Genomic DNA, 24,842 nt, shown 5'->3' on the forward strand with positions numbered 1-24,842 from the left:
TCGCGTCGTGTCGCGGTGCGCGGCATCCGGAATCTTCGGCAGTACGCTGGATTCACGCAGACAGAAGGGTGCCAGGGTGGCTCAGCAGTACACGGTGCGTCGCGCACGCACGAGCGACGTCCCCGCCATCCAGCGCCTGATCGAACCGCTCGTGCAGGAGCGCATCCTGCTCGGCAAGGACCTCGTGGTCTTCTACGAGGCGGTGCAGGAGTTCCGGGTCGCGGAGAGCGACACCGGTGAGATCATCGGATGCGGCGCGCTGCACGTGATGTGGCAGGACCTCGCCGAGGTGCGCACCCTCGCCGTGTCGCGGGCCTGGCGCGGAACCGGCGTCGGCCACGCCCTGCTCGACCGACTGCTCGAGGACGCCCGTGAGCTCGGCCTCTCGCGCGTCTTCTGCCTCACCTTCGAGGTACCGTTCTTCGTGCGCCACGGCTTCGCCGACATGGGCACCGAGACCGTGGCCCCCGAGGTGTACGCCGAGCTCGTGCGCTCGCCAGACGAGGGTGTCGCCGAGTTCCTCGACCTGGCCAGGGTCAAGCCGAACACCCTCGGCAACACCCGCATGCTCAAGCGGCTCTGACGCGCCCGGCCGACCCTGCGAAAGCGCTGAATCACCGGGTAAATGCCGGGCAAAGCGCAGACGGCGCTCTAGCCTGATGGCATGTCGACGATCAAGAATCCCGTCGGCCCCCAGCCCAGCAAGGTCTACTGGCGCCGGAGGCTCGTAGTCCTGCTCGGTCTGCTCGCCGTCATCGTTGTCGTCGTGCTGATCATCGTGCGACCCGGTGGCAACGCCGAGGCGCAGAAGCCCGATTCCACCGGCTCGTCCAGCCAGACGCCGGATGCCGGCAGCAGCACGCCCCCGACGACGCCCGCCTCCGCCGATGCGGTCTGCGCGCCAGCGGTGGTCACGGTCGAGGCCGTCACCGACGCCGGTGACTACGCAGCCGACCAGCAGCCGGAGCTCTCGCTCGTCGTGACGAACACCGGGGCGACGGCGTGCACCCTCAACGTCGGAACGGCCGCCCAGGTCTTCACCGTGAAGAGCGGCGAGGACGTCTACTGGACCTCGACCGACTGCCAGACCGAGTCCAGCGATGTGCCGTTCCAACTGCAGCCGGGCGAGCCCGTGAAGTCCTCCGCGCCGATCGTCTGGGACCGCACCCGTTCGGCGCCGGACACCTGTGATTCCGCCGAGCGCGACTCCGCTCCGGCCGGGGGAGCCTCGTACCACCTGTCGGTGAGTGTCGACGGCGTGGAATCGGCGAGCTCGAAGCAGTTCATCCTCAACTAGGCGCTCCCCGCCGCGTCCGCCGGTGCGTGCGGGCCACGCGCGATGCGCGCCAGAAACCGCGCTTTGCCGTAGTAGTTTCTGGCGCATAACGCGGTTTCTGGCACGCAGCCCGGTCGTGAGCGCTCCGCGCACGCCGCGAGCGAACGGCCGGGGGCCGGGCGTGCGGCTTGGCTAGGCTGGAGTCATGGCATCCGGAGCTCAGAAGAAGACGAAGCGCGTGGGCGGGCACCCGGCGAGCAAGGCGGCCAAGGCCGCGAAGAAGGGCCCGGGCGCCGAGGAGTTCCGCTCGCAGGCCCTCGCCGAGGCGCTCGAACGCCAGGACATGGCCGCCGTCGCCCTCGCGCTGCGCAACGGCAACACGGTCGTACCGCTGATGAAGGCCGGCGACCGGGATCGGCCGCTCGAATCGGGTGAGGTCTGGACGTACCGCGACCCGAACACGGGCGAGATCGCGCTGCTGCTCTTCAGTGACGCGCGCCACAAGCCGGAGAACCTGCCGCCCGCCGTCGGTCTGCAAGGCCCGGAGTGGCTGAAGACGTTCCTCCGTCGCTACAGCGAGCAGATCACGACCGTGTTCCTCGACATCGCGGGCCCGCACCCGATGCAGGCATCGCCGAACGAACTACTGGCCGCGCTCGAGCTCTAGCGTCGCGCGGCATCCGTCCCCGGCCACGGCCGGCAGACGCCCGCGTCGGCAGGCGAGCACGGCCGGCAGGCGCCCGCGGCGGCAGGCGACCTGCGGATGCCGCAGCGACCCGTCGCTGGCTCAGAACGCGCCGTCGAGCTCCCGCTCGCGGTTCTCGGCGCGCTGCTGGCGCTGCTCGGCCGGTGTGCTGGGCCCGGCGAGCCGGAGCCGTTCGAGCGCGGCCGTGACACTGCCGAGCTCGGCATCCAGGATCTTGTTGAAACCGAGCCGCCTGGCCTCCGCCCCGCGGAGTTTACCGGCCGTGACCGGGCGCACCTCTCCGGCCAAGCTGATCTCGCCGTAGGCGGCCATGTCGTGGGGAACCGGGCGGTCGTGCATCGCGGAGGCGATGGCGACGGCGATGGCGAGGTCGGCGGCCGGTTCGCTCAGCCGCACACCGCCGACGGTGGAGATGTAGACGTCGAGCTGGCCGACGCCGGCGAGCTTGGCCCGGCGTTCGAGCACGGCGAGGATCATCGCCACCCGTGACGGGTCGACGCCGTTGACCACCCGCCGGGGCTGCGGCCCCGTGGACTTGACGAGCAGCGCCTGCACCTCGACGGGGAGTGCGCGCCGCCCCTCGAGGGCGACGGTCACGCAGGTGCCGCTGACGCCCGTCGCGCCGCGGCTGAGGAAGAGCCCGCTCGGGTCAGGCACCTCGGCGATGCCGTCGCCCGTCATCTCGAAGCAGCCGACCTCGTCGGTCGGGCCGAAGCGGTTCTTCAGCGCGCGCACGAAACGCAGCGCGGTCTGCCGGTCGCCTTCGAACTGGCACACGACGTCGACGAGGTGTTCGAGCAGTCGCGGCCCGGCGATCGAGCCGTCCTTGGTCACGTGACCGACCAGGAGAACGGGGAGGTGGCGGTCCTTGGCGACTCGGATGAGCGTCGACGCGACCTCGCGCACCTGGCTGGGCTGGCCGGCGAGCCCGTCTGAGAGGGAACTGGCGACAGTCTGCACCGAGTCGACGATGAGCAGCTGGGGTTCGACGGCGTCGATCTGGCCGAGGATCGTCGCGAGATCGGTTTCGGCGGCGAGGTAGAGGGTCGGCACCAGCGCGTTCGTGCGTTCGGCGCGCAGGCGCACCTGCTGCACCGACTCCTCGGCGCTGACGTAGAGCACCCTCTGGCCGGTCGCCGCGGCGCGAGCCGCCACCTCGAGCAGCAGCGTCGACTTGCCGACGCCGGGCTCGCCGCTGAGCAGGATCGCCGCACCCGGGACGATGCCGCCGCCGAGAACGCGATCGAACTCGGCGATGCCGCTCGGCCAGTGCTGCACGGCCTCGGTCGTGACGGCCGTGATGGGCCGGGCGGAGCGGGCGTCGGAGATCTGCACCGGACGCAGCGCGCGTGCCGGGCCGGCCTGATCGGCGAGGTCCTGCACGGAGCCCCACTGCTGGCATTCACCGCACCGCCCGACCCAACGAATGCTGGTCCACCCGCACTCGACGCAGCGGAAGGAACTCACGGATTTGGCCATGATCCGAGGGTAGCCTGCCGCTCCGACAGGGCCGCCAGGCGGGCCGTCTGGCGGTGCGAGAGAGCGGATGCCGCAGGGCGCGACGCGCGCGGCATCCGCGGTTTGAGCTCTCGATTCGCGCTCGGCGCATCTCGCAACTAAACTAATCCGCGGTACCGTGTCCGAGCGGCCGAAGGTGCAACTCTCGAAAAGTTGTGTGGGTGAAAGTCCACCGTGGGTTCAAATCCCACCGGTACCGCCACGAAAACCCCCTGATGTACTCGCAACAGCGAGAACGTCAGGGGGTTTCTCACTGCCTGCTCCGACGGTCTGCGGCGCCGAACGGCCGGGCAACCCGTTCAGTGGCGAGCACCGCAGGGCGCGCCCATGGGTGCACCGGTGGGAGCAGGCTAAGCGGTGGTGAACGCTCATTTCACACCATGTCGTATAGTATAGCCAATACTATTGCGGGCCATGGGGGCGCGCTCGAACAAAAGGGGTCATCAACAATGACGTTGAAAACAGTGAGCGAGCCGCTCGCTTTGAACGCGGTCGGCAAACGACGATTCATCATCGGTGCCGGGCTGCTCATGCTCGTGACGCTCGGCTACATGGACCGGATCAACTGGTCGGTGGCCGGTTCACACATCATGGCGGAGTTCGGTCTGACGACTGGTCAGTTCGGACTGCTGACGTCGGCATTCAGCTGGGCATACCTCGCAATGCTCATCCCCGTTGGCATGATGGCCGACAAGTGGGGCGCGCGGCTGATTCTGCCCATCAGCGTCGTCGTGTGGTCTGTTGGCGCCGGCTTCACCGGTGCCGCAGCTGGACTCGGCTCGCTGGTGGTCGCCCGGTTGATCCTCGGCGCGGGCGAGTCCCCAATGTACCCCGTCGGTAACTCGGTGATCTCGGATTGGGCGCCTCGTCAGGAGCGTGCGCGGTTCGTGGGAATGCTCAACTCCGGCGCCCTCTTCGGTCCCGCAGTCGGCGCGGTCGTAGCGGCCTACCTCATCTCCATCATCGGCTGGCGCGAGTCCTTCTTCATCCTTGGTGGAGTGGGAATCGTCTTCGGGCTGATCTGGGTCTTCATCTACAACAAGCCGGAGAAGGCGAAGTGGCTGAGCCCGGCCGAGCGCGACATGATCGTTCGCGAGCGTGTTGATCCTCCGACGGACGGTGGTTTCGTCTTCTCCTCGATCCCGCTGACGCTGGCTCAGCTGCTCCGCAAGCACACCATGTGGAGTCTGCTCATCGCCCACGGCTGCGCCGCGTACACGAACTACCTCTTCTTGAGCTTCATGCCGCTCTACCTGGAGAACGAACGCGGTTTGGTCGGACTCGGATCCGGCTGGGTCACGGGCATCACCTACACCGTCGCCGCTTTCGGCAGTATCGCGATCGCCTACTTCAGCGACCGCCTCATCCCCACCGACCAGCTGAAGAACGGCGCCCGTCGCAAGCTGGTCGTCGCGACGATGCTGCTCGGCCTGCCGCTGATCGCGTTGCCCTTCATCACGGCTGTCCCGCTCATCGTCGTCACGATCGCGTGGGTGCTGATCATGATCACCTCGGCGATGACGTTGAACTACGCGTTGGCCGGTGACCTGATCCAGGGCAATGCCGCGAAGGGTCGCGTCTTCGCGCTGGTCTCGGTCGGCGGCAATGTCTTCGGCCTGCTCGCACCGATTGTGACCGGCTACCTCGTCGACTTCACGGGTTCGTTCACCGTCCCGTTCATTCTGGCCGGGCTGCTCCTCGGATTCGGCGGCGCGATCACCTTCGCCTTCTCGCGTAAGTCGCTCGTCGACACCGTCGAGGCCTGATCACGGTCGACGTTCCGCGCCTGCGGTAGGCGCTGGACAGTCGCCACAGAGGCCCCCTGGCGATCTCGCACCAGCAAGAACGCTAGGGGGCCTCTGCATTGCGGGATGACGGGATCGCCGTCGGCCCGACCGAGCAGGCTCCGCAAGCGCGGCAGAAACGGCGGCTGCGCGGCGGAAACGTCTGGCGCTGAAGTGCAGTTTCCACCGCGCCGCCGCCGCCGCGGGAAGCGCCGCCTCAGGTCGTTCGGCGATCACACCGCGACGGAGTCAACCGAGCCCGGGCGTGCCCGACAGCGAAACGGTCGCCTCGGTCAGTCCGTCGAGTTCGAGCACCGTCACCACATTCGCACCGACCCTGGTCGCCGGCCACGGCACGTAGAGCCGCGTCTGTGGTCCGCGATTCCAGTACCGACCGAGGCACAGCTCGTTGAACCAGACGTAGCCCTTCGCGCCGCCGGGGACCTCGAGATAGCCGTCGGCCTGCTCGGTTAGCTGCACCTCGGCCTGGTAGTACCGCATGCCGGCGACGGGCTCACCCGTGTTCGGACTCCAGGTGAGTTCGCGCAGTTCCGGAAGCGCGTGCGTCGACACCGTGTAGCCGTTGAGCCATTGCAGGCCCTGGCGCAGCCCGGTGAGGCCCTTGTGTTCGCCCAGCCGTGGCCCGTAGTTCACCCGCCCCATCGATTCGATGACGACCGACACGATGCTGCCGCCGGCGACCGGCGGAAGAATCGATGTATCGCCGTCACGATCCACGATCGCCAACAGCTCGTCGTCGACGTACACGTGGGCGCGGTCACGCAGCCCGATCATCTCGAGGGGCAGAGCTTCACGCGGACCCGCAACGGGCACCTCATACCTCACGAGCCCATGGTCGATCCCGAGCTCTTCGAAGGTGGGGGCAACCGCGAAAGCCCCACGATCATCGAAGACGACCTCGGCGGTGCGGGTCAGCGGCACGGTCGCATCGGGCATGAGAGGGGGCAGCTCCGGCAGTTCACCCATCTCGGCTCCTCGTGCCGCGAGCACGTCGCGGAAGGCGCGGAACTTCGGAGTCGGCGCTCCGCGCTCATCGAGCGCTGAGTCGTAGTCGTAGCTGGTCACGGTCGGCCGGTACTCATCCGCGCCATTGTGATCGTGGTGGTTGGCTCCGGCCCCGACACCGAAGTTCGTTCCGCCATGTGCCATGTAGAGGTTGACGGAGCCGTCGGCATCCAGGATCTCGGCGAGTGACTCGGCGGCATCGTCCGCAGCCCGTGTCACATGTTGCTGACCCCAGTGGTCGAACCAGCCGTTCCAGAACTCCATGCAGAACGGCGCATCGTCGGGGCGATACCGCGCCAGCGCGCCGAACGCCGCCGGCGCGTCTGAGCCGAAGTTCACCGTCGCCGGGATGCCGGGGATCATCCCAGCTGTGAGGCAGGCGTCCGTCCAGCCGTCGCTGGTGAACAGCGGCACGGTGATGCCGCGTTCGGCCAGCATGCGCGTCAGCTTGCCCAGGTAGACGGCATCGGATCCGAACGAGCCGTACTCGTTCTCGACCTGCACCATGAGCAGGCTCGGGTGCTCGGCGAAGGTGGGCACGACGGCGTCCAGATACCGCTCGACGGCATCCAGGAATTCCGGATGCCGCGTGCGCACGTGCTTGCCGACGCGGCCGGTCAGCCACGACGGCAGCCCGCCGTTGTCCCACTCCGCGCAGATGTACGGGCCGGGACGCACGATCGTGCGCAGTCCCTCGGCGTGAGCGCAGTCCAGGAACCGGGTGATCTCGTCGAGCCGCTGCCACTCGCCCTCGCGGGGCTCGTGCACGTTCCACGCGAGGTATGTCTCGACCGTGTTGAGGCCCATCGCCTTCAGCGATCGCATCAGATTGGGCCATTGCTCGGGAAGCGACCGGAAGTAGTGAACCGCGCCGGAGAGAACCGGTGACGGGGGTGAAGCCTGCTTCATGGTGTCCATTCGTTGTGCGCGGTCAGTGAGTGGCGATGGCAGCCGACGCGGCGAGGTGAAGGTGAGCGGCGGTCGGCACCTGCAGGTCATGCGGATGCCGGGCCGCAGGATCACGTCGTGAATGCTGCCAGGCAGGTGCCGCTAATCCTGTTCGGTCTGCGTGTGGGCGAAGGGATTCGAGAACAGCATCTCCTCGAGTTCGTTGAGGGCCAGACGGAGCGCCCCCATTGCGGCTGCGCTCTCCCCGAGCGGCGAAAGAGCCACCCGTGGTTCAAAGACACACACCTGGGCGAGCCGCATGCGGATCGCGTCCGCTGCGATGTCACCGGCTACGACGACACCCCCGCCGACGACCACCACCTCGGGGTCGACGGTGATCACGAGTCCCTCGATGCCTGAAGCGAATTCATCGGCGAAGTCGGCGACTGCCTGGCCCGCGTCCGCCTCTCCGCGCTGCGCAGCCTCGAAGACCGTCAACGGGTCGATCCCCAGCATCCTCTCCTGTGACAGCGAATCGACGTCGACCCCGGTGAAGCTCACGAGCTTGCGATAGGCATCGATGAGCCGGTGACCCGACTGCGGCGGAATCTCACCCGCAGCTCCGTGATGCCCCAGCGGCGAGATGCCGTCGATGAGGTAGGCCGATCCGAGTCGCCGTCCCACGTGCAGGTACACGGCACTGCCGCTGCCCGCTGCTGCACCCTTCCAGAACTCGGCGAGAGCAGCCGCACGCATGTCATTCGCTATCTGCACCGGGACGGGAAGGAACTCGCCGAGCATCTCGGAGATGTTGTGGCCCATCAGCTGGGGGACCGTTGAGCGTACGATTCGACCGTCCGCTTGCGCGATGCCTACTGTCGCGGCGGCCGCCGCGAGAACCTGTCCGAATTCGCGGCCGGCCAGGTGCAGCGCCTCAGTGATCGCCGTGCGTGCGGCAGCGATGCGCTCTCGGGCGGTTGCGCCCTCTGCCACGGGATACTCCGCGCTCCCGATGACACTCCCGACCAAGTCAGAGACGAGCGCTCGCACCCAGTGCGGACCGAGATCAACCCCCACCACGCAGCCTGCCTGAGCGTCGAACCAGATCGTGCGCGCTGGGCGCCCAGCCTGTCGACGCCCGTCACCCGGGTTCGGGGCAGCTTCGGCCAACCACCCCTGAGCTATGAGCGCATCCACCACGTCTTCGGCGGTCGGACGCGAAATTCCCACGGCCTGGGCGATCTCGGTCACCGTGTAGCGCCCGTCACCGCAACCGTCGTCGGCCGCATTGACCTGAGCCGTATAGAGGAGCCGCATGACGGCAGCGACTTTCAACTTCCGCGGCATAGACGAGTCCCCGCACACACGGGGCCCATGCGGACACCCTTGACCGACATAAAGAATCTCATTTCTGAATCGCTCAAGCTCTCACGATTCCCTAGAGACTAGCGGATGATCACCAGTTGACAACACCCGTTCTCCCTGCGAAGCTACCCGGACCAAGACATTATGATAATGATTTTGGTAATCCCGCACTCCCACACCAAGAAATGAGAATCCTGTGCGTACACAACGACGTAGAACGCAATACCTGGCATTGGGCATCGTCGCGGCGGCGGCCCTCGTGCTGACCGGCTGCACGGCGGGCGCGCCCTCAACCGGCTCGGAGGCTGACGGCGACGTCACGCTGACCTTCCTCGTCTCCGAATCCCCCAACCTCACCCCCGAGTACTGGGATGCCGCGATCGCCCGCGCATCGAAGGAGGTTCCCGGCGTCACGATCAAGAAGGTGGTTGGCGAGAACACTCCGGCCTACGCGCAGCAGCTGTTCGCCTCAGGGCAGGCGCCCGACATCTTCGCGGCCGGCATCGCGAACGGCCTCGCCCAGAAGGGCGAGCTCGCCGAGTACACCCGCGCTGAGCTCGAGGCGGCCGGCATCACCGACTTCACCTCTGGCACCATCAACGGCAAGTTCTACGGCATCCCTACGGGTGCCCAGGCCATCCCGCTCGTGTACTACAACAAGGACCTCTTCGCGAAGGCTGGCATCAGCGCGCCCCCGACGACGTACGCCGAGCTCGTTGAGGACGCTGCCGCGCTGAAGGCAGCCGGCATCGCCCCGTTCGAGATCGGCGGCGGCGGCGAGGACACCTGGGCGACCGTGCTCACGTTGAACTCGGTGGTCGCGGCGGATGTCCTCATCGAGGATCCGGCGTGGTTCCTCAAGCGTGAGAAGGACGAGGTGAAGTTCACCGATCCTGAGTTCGTCAGCTCTGCGGCAAAGGTCGCGAACCTCGTGAAGGATGGCTTCTCCGACCCCGACGGAATGACCCGCACCTATGCGGACCTCGAGCAGGCATTCCTCGACGGCAAGGCCGCGATGTACCCGATGGGCTCCTGGTTCACGGCGGCGGCGGACTCCAAGAACCTGAGCAACATCGGCGTCTTCGGCTGGCCGAGCGACGGCGGCAAGCCGGCGTTCCCGGTGGTGACGGGTGCGGGCATGAATGTGAACGCCAACTCGGAGAACGTCGATCTCGCCAAGAAGTGGGCGCTGGCGTTCCAGACCAACACCGAGAACCTGGACTCCACCGTGATCACGGATGGAGCGATCGTGACGGTGAAGGGGTACACGGTCCCCGATGGCGTCGGTGCGCTCTACTCGCAGATGGTTGAGGCCTACAACGGGGCCGTCGACGCTGGTGCCACCGTTCCTGCCTGGGGCAACGTGACGGGTGACGGTGCACTGCCGCCTGGATTCAACGACAAGATGGTTGCCGCCAACGTCGACCTGATGACGGGCAAGACGAGCCCAGAGGACTTCGCGAAGTACCTCGACGAGCAGTACGCCGCAGCGCAGAAGTAGCCGCGGCTTCACACGGGAAGGGGGCGGATTCCGACCACCGTCGGAGCCGTCCCCTTCCCCCACGAGATATTCGAGAAGCAAAGATGCCCTCATGAACACGCAGACGAAGCGCCGGAAGCCCGTGCGCCCGCTCCATTTCCTCACATTCGCGTTGCCCGGCGCCGCGCTCTACGCAGTATTCGTGCTCTGGCCGCTGCTGGTCGCGTTCGGATCGAGCCTGACGAACGAAGACGCGTACCGGGCCGTCACCTCGTTCGTGTGGTTCGAGAACTACGTTCGACTGTTCTCCGATCCGGCGTACCTTCAGACCCTCAGCAACACGGTGATCCTCACGATCATCTGCGCGGTGGTGCCCAATGCGGTGGGGCTGGGCATCGCCATCCTGCTGGACCGGACCGGATGGGTCTTCAACGCACTGAGAGCGGTCTTCTTCGTGCCCGTCATCCTCTCCTCGGTGGTCGTCGCTGTGGTCTGGCAGCAGTTGCTGAAGGATGACGGACTGGTCAACTCCGCGCTGCGCGCGTTCACCTCGGACCCGCCCGGGTGGCTGTCCGACCCCAATCTGGCCCTGTACAGCGTCGCAGCCATCGTCGCGTGGCAATCCGTCGGTGTCTGCGTGGTGCTCTACCTCGCCGGGCTGCAGAGCATTCCGAAGGAGCTCCTTGAGGCGGCGGCCATCGACGGCGCGGGTCCCGCGCGGCGGTTCTGGACCGTGACCTGGCCGCTCCTGGCGCCATCCGTCACCATCATGACAGTGCTGTCGCTGATCGGCGGCTTCAAGATCTACGACCAGGTGAAGGTCATGACCAACGGCGGACCGGGCGTCGGCACAACATCGACGCTCGCATTCGATGTCGTGCAGACCGGCCTCGACTCCGGCGAGGTGGGATACAGCGCGGCCAAGGCTGCCGTGATGTTCATCATCATCGCCGCCGTCTCAATGCTCTCAATCCGACAGATGCGCAAGCGAGAGGTAGACCTGTGACCATCGCAGCGTCGAAAGACTTCACCCAACAGACAGACGTCACCGAAGTGGCTGCCACGCAGGAGCACCGCGCTCCGCGCCGGCGCCGGCGCCGTTGGAGCGGCCCGGAGGCGGGCGGCGCAAGCCCGGTCCGCACGATCATCGCACTCGTGGTCACCGCGGTCTTCATCTACCCGATCTATCTCGTGCTGCTGAACGCGTTCAAGTCGCAGGAGGATATCTACAAGTACCCCGGGCTGCCGGTCATGCCGCTCACGCTGCAGAACTTCGTCGACGTGTTCACGCGCCCGGACGGCCTGTTCTGGACTGGCCTGATCAACAGCATCCAGATCACTGTCATCGGAACGCTGCTCTCCACCGTCATCGCCGCGATGATGGCCCACTACATGGTGCGATCCTCGAGTTGGTTCGCCAAGCTGCTCTGGATCACGATTCCGCTCGGCCTGATGATCCCCCAGGCGACCACCCTGCTGCCGCTGCTGCGCATGCTGGACGACTTCCACCTGATCGGATCGATCTTCGGACTGATCATCGTCTACGTCGCGGGCAACTTGCCCTTCGGCGTGCTGGTCTTCAGCGGGTTCATGCGGACCATCCCGAAGGAGATCGAGGAGGCCGCCGCCATCGATGGAGCAGGCCCAATCCGCACATTCTGGGCGATCGTTTTTCCGCTGCTGCGGCCGGCGGCGGCCAGCGTCATCATCTTCCTCGCCGTCGGGGTGTGGAACGACTTCATCACTCCGCTGATCATCCTCGGACCGGGTAGCGGAACCACGGTCACCGTGGGCATGTACCGCCAGATCAGCCAGTACGTATCGAACTACGGGGCGGTGTTCGCGTACATGGTGCTCGCCACGATCCCGATCGTCATCTTGTTCATCTTCTTGCAGAAATACTTCGTGAAAGGGCTGACAAGTGGTGCAGCAAAGGGATAACGCCGATAGCGGGCACGCGCAGAACATCCGTCTCGCCGTCGTCGGCGCGGGAATGCGAGGGCACGCGTATGCGGCGGAGGCCGCGGAGATGCCCGGTGTTGAGATCGTGGCCGTCGCCGAGAAGAATCCGACGACGGTGCGTCGATTCGCAAGCCTCTTCCCGGACGCGCAGGTCTTCGACGACTGGCGCGAGCTCGCCGCTTTGCCTCGCCTCGCGGATGCCGTCATCGTGTCGCTTCCCGATGCGTATCACCGCGACGCGAGCGTTGCGTTTGCCGAGGCGGGCTACGACATCCTCCTCGAGAAGCCCATCGCGACCAGCCCAGAAGACTGCGACGACATCGAGGCCGCCGCGAAGGCCAATGGGGTCAGTATCACGGTCTGTCACGTGCTGCGGTACACCACGTACACGCAGAAACTGCGCCAGCTTCTCGAAGCCGGCGCGATCGGCGAGATCATGCAGATCGAACATCTCGAGCCGATCGGCCACCTCCACTTCGCGCACTCCTTTGTGCGCGGAAACTGGGCTCGTTCAGAAACGGCACACAGCCTGCTGCTTGCGAAATCGTGCCACGACATCGATTGGCTGCTGCACATCATGGGTCGACCGGTGCAACGGGTGGCCTCCTTCGGCTCGCTGGGGTACTTTCGGCCCGAATCGCAGCCCGCCGGCGGATCTGATCGGTGTGTGAGCTGTGCCGTGGAATCATCCTGTGCGTTCTCGGCGGTACGGTTCTATCGTCGCGGACTGAACAACCCTGGTTCGGCCGAGGAGTACAACGCCCTCGTCATGGCAGGCGAGGTGACCCCTGAGGCGATTGACCGAGCACTCGAGACGGGTCCGTGGGGGCGGTGTGCATTTCTCGCCGACAACGACATGGTCGATCACCAGACTGTGCAGATGGAGTTCACCGAGGGAAGGCTCGCAAGCTTCACTCTCACTGCGTTCTCGGAGGGCGCCAACCGCAAGACACGCCTCTTCGGCACGGCCGGGCAGATCACCGGCGACGGTCGAATGATCAGCGTGTACGACTTCCGCACCCTGAAGACGACGGTGTACGACACCGATGAGTTCGGTTTCGACGCCGCAGCTGGGCACGGCGGAGGCGACAGGGCTCTCCTGACGGAGTTCATCAGGGCCCTTCGGGAGGCATCGCCCGATTCACTCACGACCAGCATCTCCGCGAGCATGGCCAGTCACCGGGTGGTGTTCGCGGCAGAAGAGGCACGTCTCACGGGCGCCGTTGTCTCGTTGCCGTCGTGAACACATGTGAGTTTCGCAGCCGACTGCAGCCCGCAGTCGGAATCGGCCGCTACGAACGGAGTAGCGCCAATGGTCAGCAAGAATTGAAAGGACAAAGACAATGAGTATGCCGGTTGGCATCGTCGGTTTCGGCGCACGCGCGTCCCTCTCCGAGGAACTCCAGGCGATGCCGGATGTTGACGTGCGGGCGATCTGCGATCCATCCGATGCGGGCCAGCGCCGTGCGCGTGCCCAGTTCCCCGACGCGCTGGTGACCGGGGACCTCGAGGAGTTCTTGGCCGCGGGGCTCGCGGCGGTATTCGTGCTCTCGCCAGACGACACGCACGCGCAGATCACGAAAGCGTGCCTTGAAGCCGGGATCGCGGTGTTCTGCGAAAAGCCGATCGCAATCACGATCGAGGACGCCGACGAGATGCTCGAGGTGGCCAGGCGGACCGGGTCGCGGCTGTACCTCGGTCACAACCTGAGGCACATGCCGGTGTTCACGACGATGCGTGACGTCATCCGTGCCGGGCGCATCGGCGCGGTGAAGTCGATCTGGGTTCGGCACTTCGTCGGCAACGGCGGCGACTGGTACTTCAAGGACTGGCACGCCGAGCGGAGCCGGGTGACGAGCCTGCTGTTGCAGAAGGGCGCCCACGACATCGACGTGATCCACTGGCTCGCTGGGGGATACACCCGGCGGGTCTCGGCGATGGGCGATCTGACCGTCTACGGCGAGTTGGGCGAGCGGGGAACCCCGGAGGGCGAACTCATGCCCGAGTGGCTCGACGAGCAGAACTGGCCGCCGCGGACGGTGACCGGGATCAACCCGAACGTCGACGTGGAAGATCTGTCACTGGTCACGATGCAGCTCGACAACGGCGTCCTGGCCAGCTATCAGCAGTGCCACTACACCCCGGACTCCGCGCGGAACTACACCGTCATCGGCACAGAGGGACGGATCGAGAACATCAGCGACGCGGACGGCGAGAGCATTCACGTCTGGACCAGCAGGCGCAGCGATCCGCGACCCGATGAGGTCATCCCCGTTCCCGCCGCAGACGGGACGCACGGCGGCGCAGACCCGCGGCTGCTCGCCGAGTTCATCCGGTTCGTCGCGGACGGCGGCATCACCGCCACATCGCCGATCGCAGCCCGCCAGGCGGTCGCGGCCGGAGTGCTGGCCACGGAGTCGATGCGCACGGATCAGGGGGCTCGTACCGTTCCTGCCCTGCCCGCCGACCTCATCGAGTACTACGATCTGGGCCAGCCCGGCTCACGACCGGTCGTCGCACAGACAGCGGTTCCGATCGCGTGATGACGAGGTAGCTGCGAGCCGGGGCGCCTCCAGTGCCCCACCAGCAGAGAACCCCCTGATGTACTCGCAATGGCGAGAACATCAGGGGGTTGTGCTGTCCCGGGACGTGCGACTAGTCGTCGTCCTCGTCTTCGAGCAACGCGATCTCCAGATCGGCGAGCTCGATCTCGGCGGCCAGGGCCCGCACGATGCTGCCGGTGGCCGCCGCGACCTTCGCCGTTCCGACGATCGGGGCGATCGCGGTCAGCACGCCGCGGATGTCGTCGGCATCGAGGCCAAGCTCGGCACCGACGTCGATGTTCAGGGCGTACGAGACGGGAGGCGCTCCGACGGCGACGAGCGCGGCGAGGCGCACCAACATCACCGTGTCGGGGTCGAGGGTTGACGCGTCGAGGGAGTCGGCCGTCATCCGGGCGAGCAGATCGAGCACGGGTGCATCGTCGGCGCTTGCGTCAGACATGAAAATTTCCTCTCACTGAAGCTCTGGTGGAATCGCAGCGACGCTGCACGCCCCATTCGACCTCCGGACATTCCCGGTCACATCATGGAGTTCGCATGAAAGCCCGGGCTCTGGCCATACAATCTGGGATGGCGTGGCAGATCGTCGCCACCGACCGATGTGCACCGAGAGAAAGTGCAGCGCGACATGACCGTGACCGTCCACGTTCGAAGTACCGTGCGGTGCCAGCGCGGTCGGGGGTGCCGCGCGTGAGCAGGGCCTGGTTCGCGCTCGGCGTCGCGATCGCCGTGGAGGTCGCGGCGACCCTCGCGCTGAAGGCCGCGCTGTCGAACCCCGCCTGGTACGTGCTGGTCGTCGTCGGCTACACCTCGGCCCTCGTGCTGCTCGCCGTCTGCCTGCGCCTCGGCCTGCCCGTCGGCGTCGCATACGGCATCTGGGGCGCGAGCGGCGTCGCGCTCACGGCGGTGCTCTCCGCCGTGATCTTCGGCGATCCGCTGACGCCGGTGATGGGCATCGGGATCATCCTGATCATCGGCGGCGTCCTCCTCGTCGAGGTGGGCTCGCAGCGTGCCATCGCCGCGCGCGAGCGGGAGAATGAGCAGGTGGCCGCATGAGCTGGCTCTTCCTCGCCCTCGCGATCCTCACCGAGGTCGCCGCGACGCTCTCGCTCCGGGCCTCCGAGGGACTCAAACGCAAGATCTGGGCTGCGCCCATCGCCATCGGATACATCGCCGCGTTCGTCTGCCTCGGCTTCTCACTCCATTTCGGGATGCCGGTTGCCGTCGCGTACGGGGTGTGGGCCGCAACGGGCATTGCCCTCACCGCGGTGCTCTCCCGCATCATCTTCAAGGAGCCGCTCTCGCGCACGATGGCGATCGGCATCGCCCTCATTGCCGCCGGCGTGATCACGGTCGAGTTCGGCAGCAGCGCGGCGCACTGAGCAGCGCGGGGCGCAGCCGTATCGGAATCCGGGCGTCGGCGCTTCGACATAGGCTGGGCGCACGCCAGCACGAGGAGGGGCGCCAGATGCCAGAACGCCGCACGAACACCGCTCGCTCCACCACGAAAGCCCCGCGACTGGACCGTGTCGATCCGCAGAATCTCGCGGCCGGCTACGCCGGTGACCTCGGCGCGAACGCGGGCGTCGACGCGCTCGGCTTTGAGGCGCTCAGCCTGGACACGCTCGCCCTCGACTTCGCGACGGTGAGTGAGAGCACCTTCGCGGGTGTGATTGCCGACGAGGCCGAGATGCGGAGCATCCGCATCGTCGACTCCGTGCTGAACGGCTTCAACGTTCCCGTGCTGCGGGCCGCGCGTTCGACCTGGCGCGACGTGGCCATTCGCGAGTCCCGCATCGGCTCGGCCGAACTCTACGAGTCCGGGCTCCGTGCGCTCCGCTTCGAGAATTGCAAGCTCGGCTACGTCAATCTGCGCGGCTCCACGCTGTTCGACGTGCTCTTCGTCAACTGCACGATCGACGAGCTCGACCTCGGCGGGGCCAAGGCCGAGCGGCTCGCATTCGACGGATGCGGCATCCGCGCGCTCGACCTCAACAACGCGACCGTGCGCGACTTCGATCTGCGTGGTGCAGACGTGCACGAGGTGGCCGGCATCCGCAACCTCGCCGGCGTCACGATCAACGAGCTTCAGCTCGGCATGCTCGCTCCGGCCATCGCCTCGAATCTGGGCATCATCGTCGAAGACTGAGCCCGTCAGCGCTCTCCCAGAGCTTTCCCAGCTCGACGCTCCGCGCCCCGAGTTTCTGGGGTTCAGCGCGGTCGCCGATACCGAAATGTACCCCGAATGGGTTGCATTAGGAATGCCGGAGTGGGACGGTGGAGTCCGCTCCTCACGTACTTCGGAGGAGCAGGGATCGAACGCTCGGCGTTCGGCCCTCAACGGGAAGGGATATGACCATGGGGTTCTTTGCATTTCTTCTCCTCGGCTTGATCGCCGGGGCCCTCGCCAAGCTGATCCTGCCGGGCAACCAGGGTGGTGGGTGGTTCGTCACGCTCCTCCTCGGTGTGGTCGGCGCGATGCTCGGCGGATGGCTGGGCGGCCTGCTGTTCAACGTCAGCCTCGAAGAGTTCTGGTCGATTCAGACCTGGCTCGTGGCCATCGCCGGTTCGATCGTCGTGCTCCTGATCTGGGGCCTCATCTTCGGCCGCAAGAAGACCGCGTAGTCGCGGTCACTCCCGGCCCGCGCCGGCTCAGGGCTCTCTGAGCTGCCGCGGGCCGAACACATTTGTCTGTTCGAACGACTCGCAGTTGGAGGAAACATGGGAATTCTCGATGACGCCAAGGAGACGGCCGGCGCCGCAGCCGAGAAGGTGTCGCGCTCGGTCGAAGACACCGTCGATCGCGTCAAGGACAAGATCGACGAGGTGAAGGCGGATGCCGAAGTGCGCAAGGCCGAGGCGGAAGCCGAATCCGTCAAGAAGCGGAACGCAGCGAAAGAACAGCTGCGCGACGACTGACGGGCGCCGTCGGGTTCGAGAACCTGCGCGTGAGTGGGAGGGGTGCTTCGGCGCCCCTCCCCTTTGCGTTCCCCGGCGGTCAGAGCTCGGCGACGGCTCCCGAGCGGGACGGGGCCGACGACCCGCGAGCGGAGCGTCGCCATGGCAACGCCAAGAGCACCCCGATGAGAAGCAGGGCTCCGCCGCCGACCACGGCGTACCACGGCGTCGACGCGGGGATCTCGAGGTACACCGTCAGGCCGAGGATGCGCGAGAGCCCCCACGGCATCAGTGACATCTCGTCGTTCCACGCGGTCAGCGCCTGCTCGAGCCCGATCGCACCGAGGAACCCGCCAAGCACCGCGAGCACCAGGCCGGCGGCCGCGAGCACGACCCCCGTCGCCCGACGCGCGCCGATCTGGATGCCGAGTGACCAGCCTGCCGCGACCAGGACCCAGAGGAACAGGGCGAACGCCACGGTGATGTAGGCGGTTCGGGCGAGCGGATCGGTCCAGAACTCGAACCAGTAGTGGCCGGGGCCGCGCACCGCGAGCACGGCGAGCAGCAGGAGCGTGCGCAGGAGAACGGCCCCTCCCACGGCCGCGATCACCGCCCACGGAGAGCGGCGGCGCAGCGCGAGCGCGATGGCCGCGGCGAAGATGAGCCAGGCCGCGGTGGTGAAGAGCAGGTGCGACGGCGCCAGGAACCAGCCATAGATGCCCCGGCTCACGACGAGCAGCACCGCCGGCACCCCGACGAGGAGCACGCGGGAAGCGGTCGAGAGTCCGGCGACGGCGCCCGCGGCGCGCCACGGCCGTGTCCCGGCGAGCCACAGGGCCCGGGCCGCTGCCGCTCCCGGCCACGCCGCGAAGCGGGGCCACCTGGCCAGGATCCCCAGAGCGAGCCAGAGCACGAGCAGCCCGCCTGCGATGCGGGCCAGCCACGCCATCGGCAGGTCGAGGGCCGCTCTGGCCTCGCCGATGCGGGCCGCCGTGAGGTTGAACGCCGGCAGCTCGATCGAGTCGCCGTAGCGGGCCTCGTGCTCCGCGGCGAAGCCGTCGAACGCTGTGCGCGCGGCCGCCCACTGCTCCTTGGCCGTGCTCGATCCGGTGTCCAGCCACTGGCTGTGGCGCAGCACCATGGTGCGGTAGGAGCCGAGCGTCTCGAACAGATTCACCTGGTAGTCGAGGGCGGCAACGAACTGCTCACGCAGCCCCTGGTCCTTCCACGTCGCCGGGTCGGATGCCGCGACGACATCGCGCATGGATTCGGCGGTCCGTACGGCCTCGGCGCCGCCGTCGATGGCCGTCTCGAGTTCGGACTTACTCACGTGGTAGATCACGGAGAGCACCGCGCTGTCGCCGGTGAGGATGTCCCATTCGAAGATCCACATCATGGGCGGCGGCTCCAGGCCGAGTGCCTCGACCCGTTGGGAGGCGAATGGACCGATGTAGAGACCGCCGGTCACGGCGTCCCGCGACTCGGACATCGCCGTGGCGATCGCCCGCACGGTGGCCGGGTCATCGGAGAACCACTCGTGGATCCAGTCGGCCGTCAGAGCGGCCGGGTCCAGCGCCGGGTCGCGGGCGAGTCGCGCGGCAAGCTCGGTGTTCAGCTCGTAGAGCTGCCAGAAGCCGGCCTTCAACTCGAGCGTCATGGGCCCGGCGCGCCACGGCCCGCCATCCTGGGTCCAGGTCCAGATCCCCTCGACGTTGGGGTTGGCGGCGATGAAGTGGGCCAGGGCGGTCTGGTAGAGCGAACCGAGATCGTTCGGCAGCGCGCCGAAGGCCTCGAATTCACGTCGGCTCTGGAACTCGACGATGCGCCGTTGGCTGCCCGTCTCGAGCGTCGTGTTCAGCGGTAGGTAGCTGTAGAAGTCGCCGAGGGAGTACTTCGTCGACACGACGAGGGCGGGGGAGTCGATCCCATCGAGCACCTGGGCGTAGGACTCGGGGTTCGTGTGCATGTCGCCGACGGCTCCGACGCCGACGCTCCACGAGCGGAAGATCACCTCGCGCCCCGATTCCTCTGCCTGCTCGCTGAAGGTGGTGAGCATGGCACGCACCGCGTCGACCGAGGTCACGGCCAGCTCGGAGTAGTAGTCCCAACCGGGAAGGTCGTAGACGCGGCCGGCCTCGCCGATCCGGATCACGACGCCGTCGACGGCGGGCAGGGCGGCGTAGAGCTCGTCGAGCCCGGCGCGGTAGACATCCCAGAACCTCGGGTCCTCTGTTGCGAGCCCGCCGAAGGCCTCGTCGAAGTACTGCGCGAGGGGCGTGCTGAGTGCGAGCATGTCGGTGCGCATGTAGACCTTCATGCCGAGCTGGTCTGCGTAGTCGAGCAGCGGCCCGAACGCCTCCCGCATGGCCAGTGCGCGGGCGCGGTGCTGATCATCGGCGGCGTAGACGTCGGTGCCGTCGCGCACCGCGTCGAAGGTGAGGTACTCGATGAAGCCGGGCACCGCGATCGCGTTGTAGCCGAGGGCGAGTGAGTGCCGGACGTACTCCTCGAACTCGCTCGTCGCGACGGCCAGCTCCGTCGCGTCGATGTACGGGGCGTCTGCGAGGATGACGTCCTTGAACGCATTGGAGTTGTGCGAGTAGTCGGTGCCGTCCGTGTAGCCGGCCGGATCCGGCTTCACCCCGACGGCGCCGAGGTCGACCATGCGGAACGGCAGTGCGGAGTCGACGGTGCGGCCGAGATTCTCGGCGACTGGGCGCCCGGCCCGTACCGCGGATGCGAGGTCGTAGATGCCGAGCACGGCTCCGGCGCGGGTGGGCGCCGCGATCGTGATCGCCTCCGCGCTGCCCGACACGGTGTAGCTCTGATCCGAGTCCGGCTCGGCTGCATCGAACCGCACGGTCAGCGTCGCGGTCCCCTCCGTCGCTCCCGCACCGGCAACGGCATCACGGAGCGCGTCGATGGCGGTGTTCGTGCGCAGATCATCCGGCGCATCGATGCTCGTGAACTGAGGCGGCAACACGGCGGCGGTGGCGGGTGCGACCGCGAGTTCCTCAACGGGGATCCCGATCGATGGCTCGCTCTGCAGGCCGAGGGCATCCGAGACCTGCACGGCAACGCCGGCGCCGAGTGCGAGGAGTGCCGCCGCAACACCGAGGAGGGTCAGTCTCTGCCGCAGCGCACGTTTCACTGGGCCAGACTAGTGCGCCGCGGGCCGAGCGAGCGTCACCGGCGGGCGCCGCGCCGGGACTCGGCTACCCGGCCGTGGTCAGGCAGCCGGCGGCGCGGATCTGGAACCGAGCGGTCAACGCTTGACTACGAACTTCAGAAAATTGTCGCCGCAATCTCCGGGTTGACCCTTACCGTTGTGTCAACGACACGACAAGAGAGGGAAACTCATGAGTCTGCGGGGATTCAGCACCATCAACATGTGGGCCGACGACGTCACGGCCGCATCCGTTTGGTACACCGAATTTCTCGGCATCGAGCCGTACTTCAGCCAGCCTGGACCCGATGGCCGTGCTGCCTACATCGAGTACCGCGTCGGCGACTATCAGCACGAGCTCGGCATCATCAGCCGCGCCTGGGCGCCGCCCGGTTCCGCGACGGAACCGGGCGGTGTCGTCATGCACTGGCATGTTGACGATCTCGAGGCAACCGTGGCGCGGCTGCTCGCGATGGGAGCCACCGAGTACCAGCCGATCACGCCGCACGGCGATGCCGGGTTCGTCACGGCGTCCGTGGTCGACCCTTTCGGAAATGTGCTCGGCGTCATGTCCAACCCGCACTACCTCGAGGTCCTCGCCGCCAGCCAGCCGGCCGAACGACACTCCACCTCCTGAGTGCCATCCCCGTGGTGAGATAGGCGTTCCCGACCGATCGTCGCCGGAGTCGCCGCGCGTGAGCCGGGCTGTCGCCGCGTCCTGGCGACGCGCGGCGCTGGGCACGATCTCGAGGAGTGACTAGCCTGAGAGATGTGGCAAACGTGGTGAAGTCCAAACAGCCAGCGGTGAAACGATGGGTTTTCTGGCCCGCGGCGGTGATCGTGACGCTCTTCGTGAGCTTCGCGTTGCTTGCCCCGGCGGCGGCCGAAGCCATGTTCGGCGCGATCCAGTCCAGCATCGTCAACACCTTCAGCTGGTACTACGTGCTGATCGCCGCGTTCTTCGTGGTGTTCAGCCTCTTCCTCGGGTTCAGCCGTTTCGGCGACATCCGGCTCGGGAAGGACGACGAGGAACCCGAGTTTTCCCTCATGTCGTGGTTCTCGCTGCTCTTCGCCGCCGGAATGGGCATCGGCCTCGTCTTCTACGGTGTGAGCGAACCACTCAGCCACTACGCGGACCCGCGGCCCGGTGTTTCAGGCACCCCGGCACAGCTGGCCCAGCAGGCTCTCACCCAGACCTATCTGCACTGGGGCGTCCACGCCTGGTCGATCTACGTGGTCGTCGGGCTGGCGCTGGCCTACGCGATCCACCGACGCCGACGCCCGCTCTCGATGCGCTGGGCGCTCGAGCCGCTGCTCGGCCGGCGTGTGCGCGGCGGCTGGGGAAACGCGATCGACACCGTCGCCCTCGTCGGCACCCTGTTCGGTGTGGCCACCTCGCTCGGCCTCGGTGTGCTGCAGATCAGTTCGGGGCTGGAGGCCGCAGGGCTCGGTGACCCGACCGAGCTCACTCAGCTTCTGATCATCGGCGTCATCTCCGTGTTCGTGCTGTGGTCGGTGCTCTCCGGCGTGGACAGAGGCATGAAGTGGCTCTCCAACACGAACCTCGTGCTGGCGGGGCTGCTGGTCGTGTACCTGCTGGTGATGGGGCCGACGACGTTCCTGCTGCGCGAGTTCGTGCAGTCGATCGGGTCGTACATCCAGAACTTCATCAGCCTCTCCTTCAACGTGAACGCCTTCACCGGGGAGGAGGGCGAGGCGTGGCAGGCGCAGTGGACCTCGTTCTACTGGGGCTGGTGGATCTCGTGGGCGCCGTTCGTCGGCGTCTTCATCGCCCGCGTCTCGAAGGGCCGCACCGTGCGGCAGTTCGTCACCGGTGTGATCATCGTTCCGACGCTCATCGGCATCCTCTGGTTCAGCGTTCTGGGTGGTACAGCCATCGCCATGGAGCTCACCAACCCGGGCACCCTCGTCGGTGAGGATGGAACCGTCGAGCTGCAGGGCGCGCTCTTTGCCATGCTCGCCCAGATTCCGGGCGGCCAGGTGCTCACCATCGGCGTCATCATCTTGATCGGCGTGTTCTTCATCACCTCGGCCGATTCCGGTGCGCTGGTCATGGGCATGCTCGCATCCGGCGGCCAGATCCACCCCGCGCGGTGGGTGCGGGTCTTCTTCGTTGTGATCACGGCGCTGCTGGCCGCGTCGCTCCTGCTCTCTGGCGGCCTCGTCGCGCTGCAGACGGCGGCGATCATCATCGCCCTGCCGTTCAGCATCGTGATGCTGATGATCTGTTGGTCGACCGTGATCGCCTTCAGCCGGGAGCGGAGAGCCTACGCCCTCGCGCGGCGGGCACAACTCGTCGACGACATCGGCGACTTCTATGGGCTGGATGCCGACGACGGCGGCGAGGAGCCAACGCCGGTTCGGCCGGCACTCTGGCCGTGGCCGCTCCGAAAGCGGCCGGCCGCGGAACCGGTAACGGTCGCCACGACGGCCAGCGCTCTGCCGAACCCCGAACCGTCGACGGCCGCCATCGACACGCTCATGGAGGCCGAGCAGCAGGCCATCGACGATGCAGCCGCGGCTGATGTCGAGGCGGCGATGCTCGATGCGAGGCAGGGCGGCGATGCGCAGGATGACGAGGCTTCACCGGAGGCGGCCGACGAGTCGGCTCAGCACGCCGATCGGGAACCACCGCTCTAGGGCGTCGGCGCCCGCTTCGGCAGGGTGAAGACGAAGAGGAAGGCGACGATGCTGAGCCCGGCGCTCACCGCGAGGGCGGATGCCGCGCTGCTCGCAAATGCGTCTGCGACCGCCTCCGGCGTGTTTCCGGTGATGTTCAGCGTTCCGAACAACACGCTGCCGACGATGGCGATGCCGATGGCCGCGCCGACGCGCTGCATGACGCTGATCACGCCGCTCGCCGCCCCGGCCTCCGAACGATCGACGGTGGCGACGATGAACTGCGCGTTCGGGGCGATGAAGCAGCCGTTGCCGACGCCGGCGATGAACAGGGGCACCAGCAGCAGCCAACTGCTCAGCTCGGTGGCCGGCGTCAGCAGCAGCACCAGCCACACCCAGATGAGACCGATGCTCACGAGCGCGGTGCCCATCACCAGAACGGTGCGGCCCAGCATCCGCGACAGGCGGTCGCTCTGCGCCGCGCCGATGATGCTGCCGATCGCGAATGGCAGCGAGACGAGGCCCGCTTCGAGGGCGGTGTGGCCGAGGCCGGCCTGCCAGAGCAGCGAGATCGTGAAGAAGATGCCGGTGAACGACGCGAAGTAGACCAGCGCGAGGATCACGCCACCGCTGAACGCCGGGTGGGAGAACAGGTGCGGTGGCACCAGCGGTGAGCGCCCGCGCTTGGCCAGGCGCAGCTCCCAGAGTGCGAAGAGCAGGATGAGCACGGCCCCGGCCACGAGCGTGAGGTAGGTCCACAGTGGCCAGCCGAGGTCCTGGCCCTCGATCAGTGGGACGAGGATGGCGATGAGCCCGGCCGAGAGCAGCAGCAGCCCGATCGGATCGGTGGCCGTCTTGACTCGTGCCCCGCCGCGGACCGGCAGCAGGATGGCTGCGGCGATCAGCGCGATGACGCCGATCGGCAGGTTCACCCAGAACACGACGCGCCAGCCGTTGACCTCGCCGAACGCCTCGATGATGAGGCCACCGAGGATGGGACCGATCGCGGTGGAGACCCCGATCGTCGCCCCCATGATCGCGAACGCGTTGCCACGGGCGTTCAGCGGGAACATCAGCTGGATCAGGGCCGTGACGGCCGGCACGAAGACACCGCCGGCGAGGCCCTGCGCCACGCGGGCGACGACGAGCTGGAGGTCATTCGTTGCGAGTCCGCAGAACAGGCTCGCGAGCGTGAACAGGGCGAGGCCGGTGAAGAACACCCACTTGTGGCCGATCCGGTCACCGACGCGGCCGGCCGGGATGAGCGCGAGGCCGAAGGCGAGGGCGTAGCCGGAGATGATCCACGACAGGGTCGCCTCCGAGGCGTCGAGGCTGGTGCGGATCGTCGGCAGCGCGACGTTGACGATGGTGGTATCGAGCAGCGCCATGAACATGCCGAGCAGCAGCACGATGAGTGCGGACCACGCACGCCGGGGAACCGCGGGTGGCGATGCCGCCGGTGCGGTGGCCGCGCCCGCTGGCGACTCGGCGGGCAGGCCTGCTGGTGGGGTGTCAGGCATGAGGTGTGATCCTTCCGGCGTGCGAGAGCACCGTTCCAGTATCAACCCGGCG

The 24,842-nt window shown here is 67.1% G+C and carries 22 protein-coding genes and 1 tRNA gene; 17 read left to right on the forward strand and 6 right to left on the reverse strand.

The features are described 5' to 3' along the window. Positions 1 to 76: 76 nt before the first annotated feature. From EV379_RS01570 to EV379_RS01580, 3 genes are all read left to right on the forward strand, one after another. Positions 77 to 583 (forward strand): amino-acid N-acetyltransferase, encoded by a 507-nt coding sequence (locus tag EV379_RS01570; protein WP_130504610.1) that lies wholly within the window; start codon positions 77 to 79, stop codon positions 581 to 583. Positions 584 to 664: 81 nt separating this feature from the next. Further along, positions 665 to 1,297 carry a hypothetical protein gene (locus EV379_RS01575; protein ID WP_130504611.1) on the forward strand — a complete coding sequence of 211 codons (633 nt, stop codon included), beginning with the start codon at positions 665 to 667 and terminating at the stop codon, positions 1,295 to 1,297. 184 nt (positions 1,298 to 1,481) lie between these two features. Further along, entirely contained in the window at positions 1,482 to 1,943 is a 462-nt protein-coding gene (locus EV379_RS01580; RefSeq protein WP_130504612.1) for a dehydrogenase, read from the forward strand. Between the two features lie 120 nt (positions 1,944 to 2,063). On the opposite strand, the gene radA is transcribed toward EV379_RS01580, so the two are convergent. After that, positions 2,064 to 3,461: a DNA repair protein RadA gene (radA, locus tag EV379_RS01585; protein ID WP_130504613.1), complete on the reverse strand. Its 1,398-nt coding sequence runs from the start codon at positions 3,459 to 3,461 to the stop codon at positions 2,064 to 2,066. A 151-nt stretch (positions 3,462 to 3,612) separates the two neighbouring features. On the opposite strand from radA, the gene EV379_RS01590 reads away from it, so the two are divergent. Together EV379_RS01590 and EV379_RS01595 are read left to right on the forward strand one after the other, a co-directional pair. Continuing rightward, positions 3,613 to 3,702, forward strand: a tRNA-Ser gene (locus EV379_RS01590). Between the two features lie 247 nt (positions 3,703 to 3,949). Further along, positions 3,950 to 5,266 carry an MFS transporter gene (locus tag EV379_RS01595; protein WP_165397256.1) on the forward strand — a complete coding sequence of 439 codons (1,317 nt, stop codon included), beginning with the start codon at positions 3,950 to 3,952 and terminating at the stop codon, positions 5,264 to 5,266. A gap of 267 nt (positions 5,267 to 5,533) precedes the next feature. Here EV379_RS01595 and EV379_RS01600 read toward each other — a convergent pair whose 3' ends face one another. Then, on the reverse strand, positions 5,534 to 7,309 hold the full coding sequence (locus tag EV379_RS01600) for a beta-galactosidase (protein ID WP_341273542.1): 1,776 nt from the start codon (positions 7,307 to 7,309) through the stop codon (positions 5,534 to 5,536). A 51-nt stretch (positions 7,310 to 7,360) separates the two neighbouring features. Further along, complete coding sequence (locus EV379_RS01605) at positions 7,361 to 8,545, reverse strand: ROK family transcriptional regulator (RefSeq protein ID WP_130504616.1); 1,185 nt, start codon at positions 8,543 to 8,545, stop codon at positions 7,361 to 7,363. A gap of 214 nt (positions 8,546 to 8,759) precedes the next feature. Between EV379_RS01605 and EV379_RS01610 the strand changes: the two genes are divergently transcribed. From EV379_RS01610 to EV379_RS01630, 5 genes are all read left to right on the forward strand, one after another. Further along, the gene (locus EV379_RS01610) at positions 8,760 to 10,064 is read left to right on the forward strand and encodes an ABC transporter substrate-binding protein (RefSeq protein WP_130504617.1); all 1,305 of its coding nucleotides are present in this window, start codon (positions 8,760 to 8,762) and stop codon (positions 10,062 to 10,064) included. Between the two features lie 91 nt (positions 10,065 to 10,155). Then, complete coding sequence (locus EV379_RS01615) at positions 10,156 to 11,049, forward strand: carbohydrate ABC transporter permease (RefSeq protein ID WP_130504618.1); 894 nt, start codon at positions 10,156 to 10,158, stop codon at positions 11,047 to 11,049. Further along, on the forward strand, positions 11,046 to 11,984 hold the full coding sequence (locus tag EV379_RS01620) for a carbohydrate ABC transporter permease (protein WP_207226177.1): 939 nt from the start codon (positions 11,046 to 11,048) through the stop codon (positions 11,982 to 11,984). The genes EV379_RS01615 and EV379_RS01620 overlap by 4 nt, the downstream gene beginning before the upstream one ends. Next, positions 11,968 to 13,248 carry a Gfo/Idh/MocA family protein gene (locus EV379_RS01625; RefSeq protein WP_130504619.1) on the forward strand — a complete coding sequence of 427 codons (1,281 nt, stop codon included), beginning with the start codon at positions 11,968 to 11,970 and terminating at the stop codon, positions 13,246 to 13,248. The genes EV379_RS01620 and EV379_RS01625 overlap by 17 nt, the downstream gene beginning before the upstream one ends. A gap of 100 nt (positions 13,249 to 13,348) precedes the next feature. Beyond that, on the forward strand, positions 13,349 to 14,548 hold the full coding sequence (locus tag EV379_RS01630) for a Gfo/Idh/MocA family protein (protein WP_130504620.1): 1,200 nt from the start codon (positions 13,349 to 13,351) through the stop codon (positions 14,546 to 14,548). 112 nt (positions 14,549 to 14,660) lie between these two features. Here EV379_RS01630 and EV379_RS01635 read toward each other — a convergent pair whose 3' ends face one another. Further along, positions 14,661 to 15,008 (reverse strand): carboxymuconolactone decarboxylase family protein, encoded by a 348-nt coding sequence (locus EV379_RS01635; protein WP_130504621.1) that lies wholly within the window; start codon positions 15,006 to 15,008, stop codon positions 14,661 to 14,663. A 248-nt stretch (positions 15,009 to 15,256) separates the two neighbouring features. Here EV379_RS01635 and EV379_RS01640 point away from each other — a divergent pair, with 248 nt between their 5' ends. The 5 genes from EV379_RS01640 (at position 15,257) to EV379_RS01660 (ending at position 17,485) form a co-directional block, all read left to right on the forward strand. After that, a complete protein-coding gene (locus EV379_RS01640) occupies positions 15,257 to 15,622 on the forward strand; it encodes a DMT family transporter (protein ID WP_242616185.1) in 366 nt (121 codons plus the stop codon). Next, entirely contained in the window at positions 15,619 to 15,948 is a 330-nt protein-coding gene (locus EV379_RS01645; RefSeq protein WP_130504623.1) for a DMT family transporter, read from the forward strand. Before EV379_RS01640 ends, EV379_RS01645 begins: the two co-directional genes overlap by 4 nt. An 86-nt stretch (positions 15,949 to 16,034) precedes the next feature. Beyond that, complete coding sequence (locus EV379_RS01650; RefSeq protein WP_130504624.1) at positions 16,035 to 16,715, forward strand: pentapeptide repeat-containing protein; 681 nt, start codon at positions 16,035 to 16,037, stop codon at positions 16,713 to 16,715. 209 nt (positions 16,716 to 16,924) lie between these two features. Then, complete coding sequence (locus EV379_RS01655; RefSeq protein ID WP_055834996.1) at positions 16,925 to 17,191, forward strand: GlsB/YeaQ/YmgE family stress response membrane protein; 267 nt, start codon at positions 16,925 to 16,927, stop codon at positions 17,189 to 17,191. Between the two features lie 96 nt (positions 17,192 to 17,287). After that, on the forward strand, positions 17,288 to 17,485 hold the full coding sequence (locus tag EV379_RS01660) for a hypothetical protein (protein ID WP_130504625.1): 198 nt from the start codon (positions 17,288 to 17,290) through the stop codon (positions 17,483 to 17,485). A gap of 79 nt (positions 17,486 to 17,564) precedes the next feature. Here EV379_RS01660 and EV379_RS01665 read toward each other — a convergent pair whose 3' ends face one another. Further along, positions 17,565 to 20,615: a hypothetical protein gene (locus EV379_RS01665; RefSeq protein WP_130504626.1), complete on the reverse strand. Its 3,051-nt coding sequence runs from the start codon at positions 20,613 to 20,615 to the stop codon at positions 17,565 to 17,567. Positions 20,616 to 20,823: 208 nt separating this feature from the next. Here EV379_RS01665 and EV379_RS01670 point away from each other — a divergent pair, with 208 nt between their 5' ends. Both EV379_RS01670 and EV379_RS01675 read left to right on the forward strand, forming a co-directional pair. Continuing rightward, the gene (locus tag EV379_RS01670; protein ID WP_130504627.1) at positions 20,824 to 21,267 is read left to right on the forward strand and encodes a VOC family protein; all 444 of its coding nucleotides are present in this window, start codon (positions 20,824 to 20,826) and stop codon (positions 21,265 to 21,267) included. Between the two features lie 167 nt (positions 21,268 to 21,434). Next, positions 21,435 to 23,291, forward strand: a complete 1,857-nt coding sequence (locus EV379_RS01675; protein ID WP_242616186.1) for a BCCT family transporter — start codon at positions 21,435 to 21,437, stop codon at positions 23,289 to 23,291. Here EV379_RS01675 and EV379_RS01680 read toward each other — a convergent pair. Beyond that, positions 23,288 to 24,790: a DHA2 family efflux MFS transporter permease subunit gene (locus EV379_RS01680; RefSeq protein ID WP_130504628.1), complete on the reverse strand. Its 1,503-nt coding sequence runs from the start codon at positions 24,788 to 24,790 to the stop codon at positions 23,288 to 23,290. The two genes, EV379_RS01675 and EV379_RS01680, sit on opposite strands and share 4 nt — an antisense overlap. Between the last annotated feature and the right edge of the window lie 52 nt (positions 24,791 to 24,842).

Origin of the sequence: Microterricola gilva, from assembly GCF_004217495.1 — a bacterium.
GTDB classification, from domain to species: Bacteria; Actinomycetota; Actinomycetes; order Actinomycetales; family Microbacteriaceae; genus Microterricola; species Microterricola gilva.

Coding starts and splice junctions, on each gene's coding strand:
- EV379_RS01575 (WP_130504611.1), top strand. CDS start 665: ATGTCGACGATCAAGAATCCCGTCGGCCCCCAGCCCAGCAAGGTCTAC.
- EV379_RS01580 (WP_130504612.1), top strand. CDS start 1,482: ATGGCATCCGGAGCTCAGAAGAAGACGAAGCGCGTGGGCGGGCACCCG.
- radA (WP_130504613.1), bottom strand. CDS start 3,461: ATGGCCAAATCCGTGAGTTCCTTCCGCTGCGTCGAGTGCGGGTGGACC.
- EV379_RS01595 (WP_165397256.1), top strand. CDS start 3,950: ATGACGTTGAAAACAGTGAGCGAGCCGCTCGCTTTGAACGCGGTCGGC.
- EV379_RS01600 (WP_341273542.1), bottom strand. CDS start 7,309: ATGACCTGCAGGTGCCGACCGCCGCTCACCTTCACCTCGCCGCGTCGG.
- EV379_RS01605 (WP_130504616.1), bottom strand. CDS start 8,545: ATGCCGCGGAAGTTGAAAGTCGCTGCCGTCATGCGGCTCCTCTATACG.
- EV379_RS01615 (WP_130504618.1), top strand. CDS start 10,156: ATGAACACGCAGACGAAGCGCCGGAAGCCCGTGCGCCCGCTCCATTTC.
- EV379_RS01630 (WP_130504620.1), top strand. CDS start 13,349: ATGAGTATGCCGGTTGGCATCGTCGGTTTCGGCGCACGCGCGTCCCTC.
- EV379_RS01635 (WP_130504621.1), bottom strand. CDS start 15,008: ATGTCTGACGCAAGCGCCGACGATGCACCCGTGCTCGATCTGCTCGCC.
- EV379_RS01645 (WP_130504623.1), top strand. CDS start 15,619: ATGAGCTGGCTCTTCCTCGCCCTCGCGATCCTCACCGAGGTCGCCGCG.
- EV379_RS01650 (WP_130504624.1), top strand. CDS start 16,035: ATGCCAGAACGCCGCACGAACACCGCTCGCTCCACCACGAAAGCCCCG.
- EV379_RS01655 (WP_055834996.1), top strand. CDS start 16,925: ATGGGGTTCTTTGCATTTCTTCTCCTCGGCTTGATCGCCGGGGCCCTC.
- EV379_RS01660 (WP_130504625.1), top strand. CDS start 17,288: ATGGGAATTCTCGATGACGCCAAGGAGACGGCCGGCGCCGCAGCCGAG.
- EV379_RS01670 (WP_130504627.1), top strand. CDS start 20,824: ATGAGTCTGCGGGGATTCAGCACCATCAACATGTGGGCCGACGACGTC.
- EV379_RS01680 (WP_130504628.1), bottom strand. CDS start 24,790: ATGCCTGACACCCCACCAGCAGGCCTGCCCGCCGAGTCGCCAGCGGGC.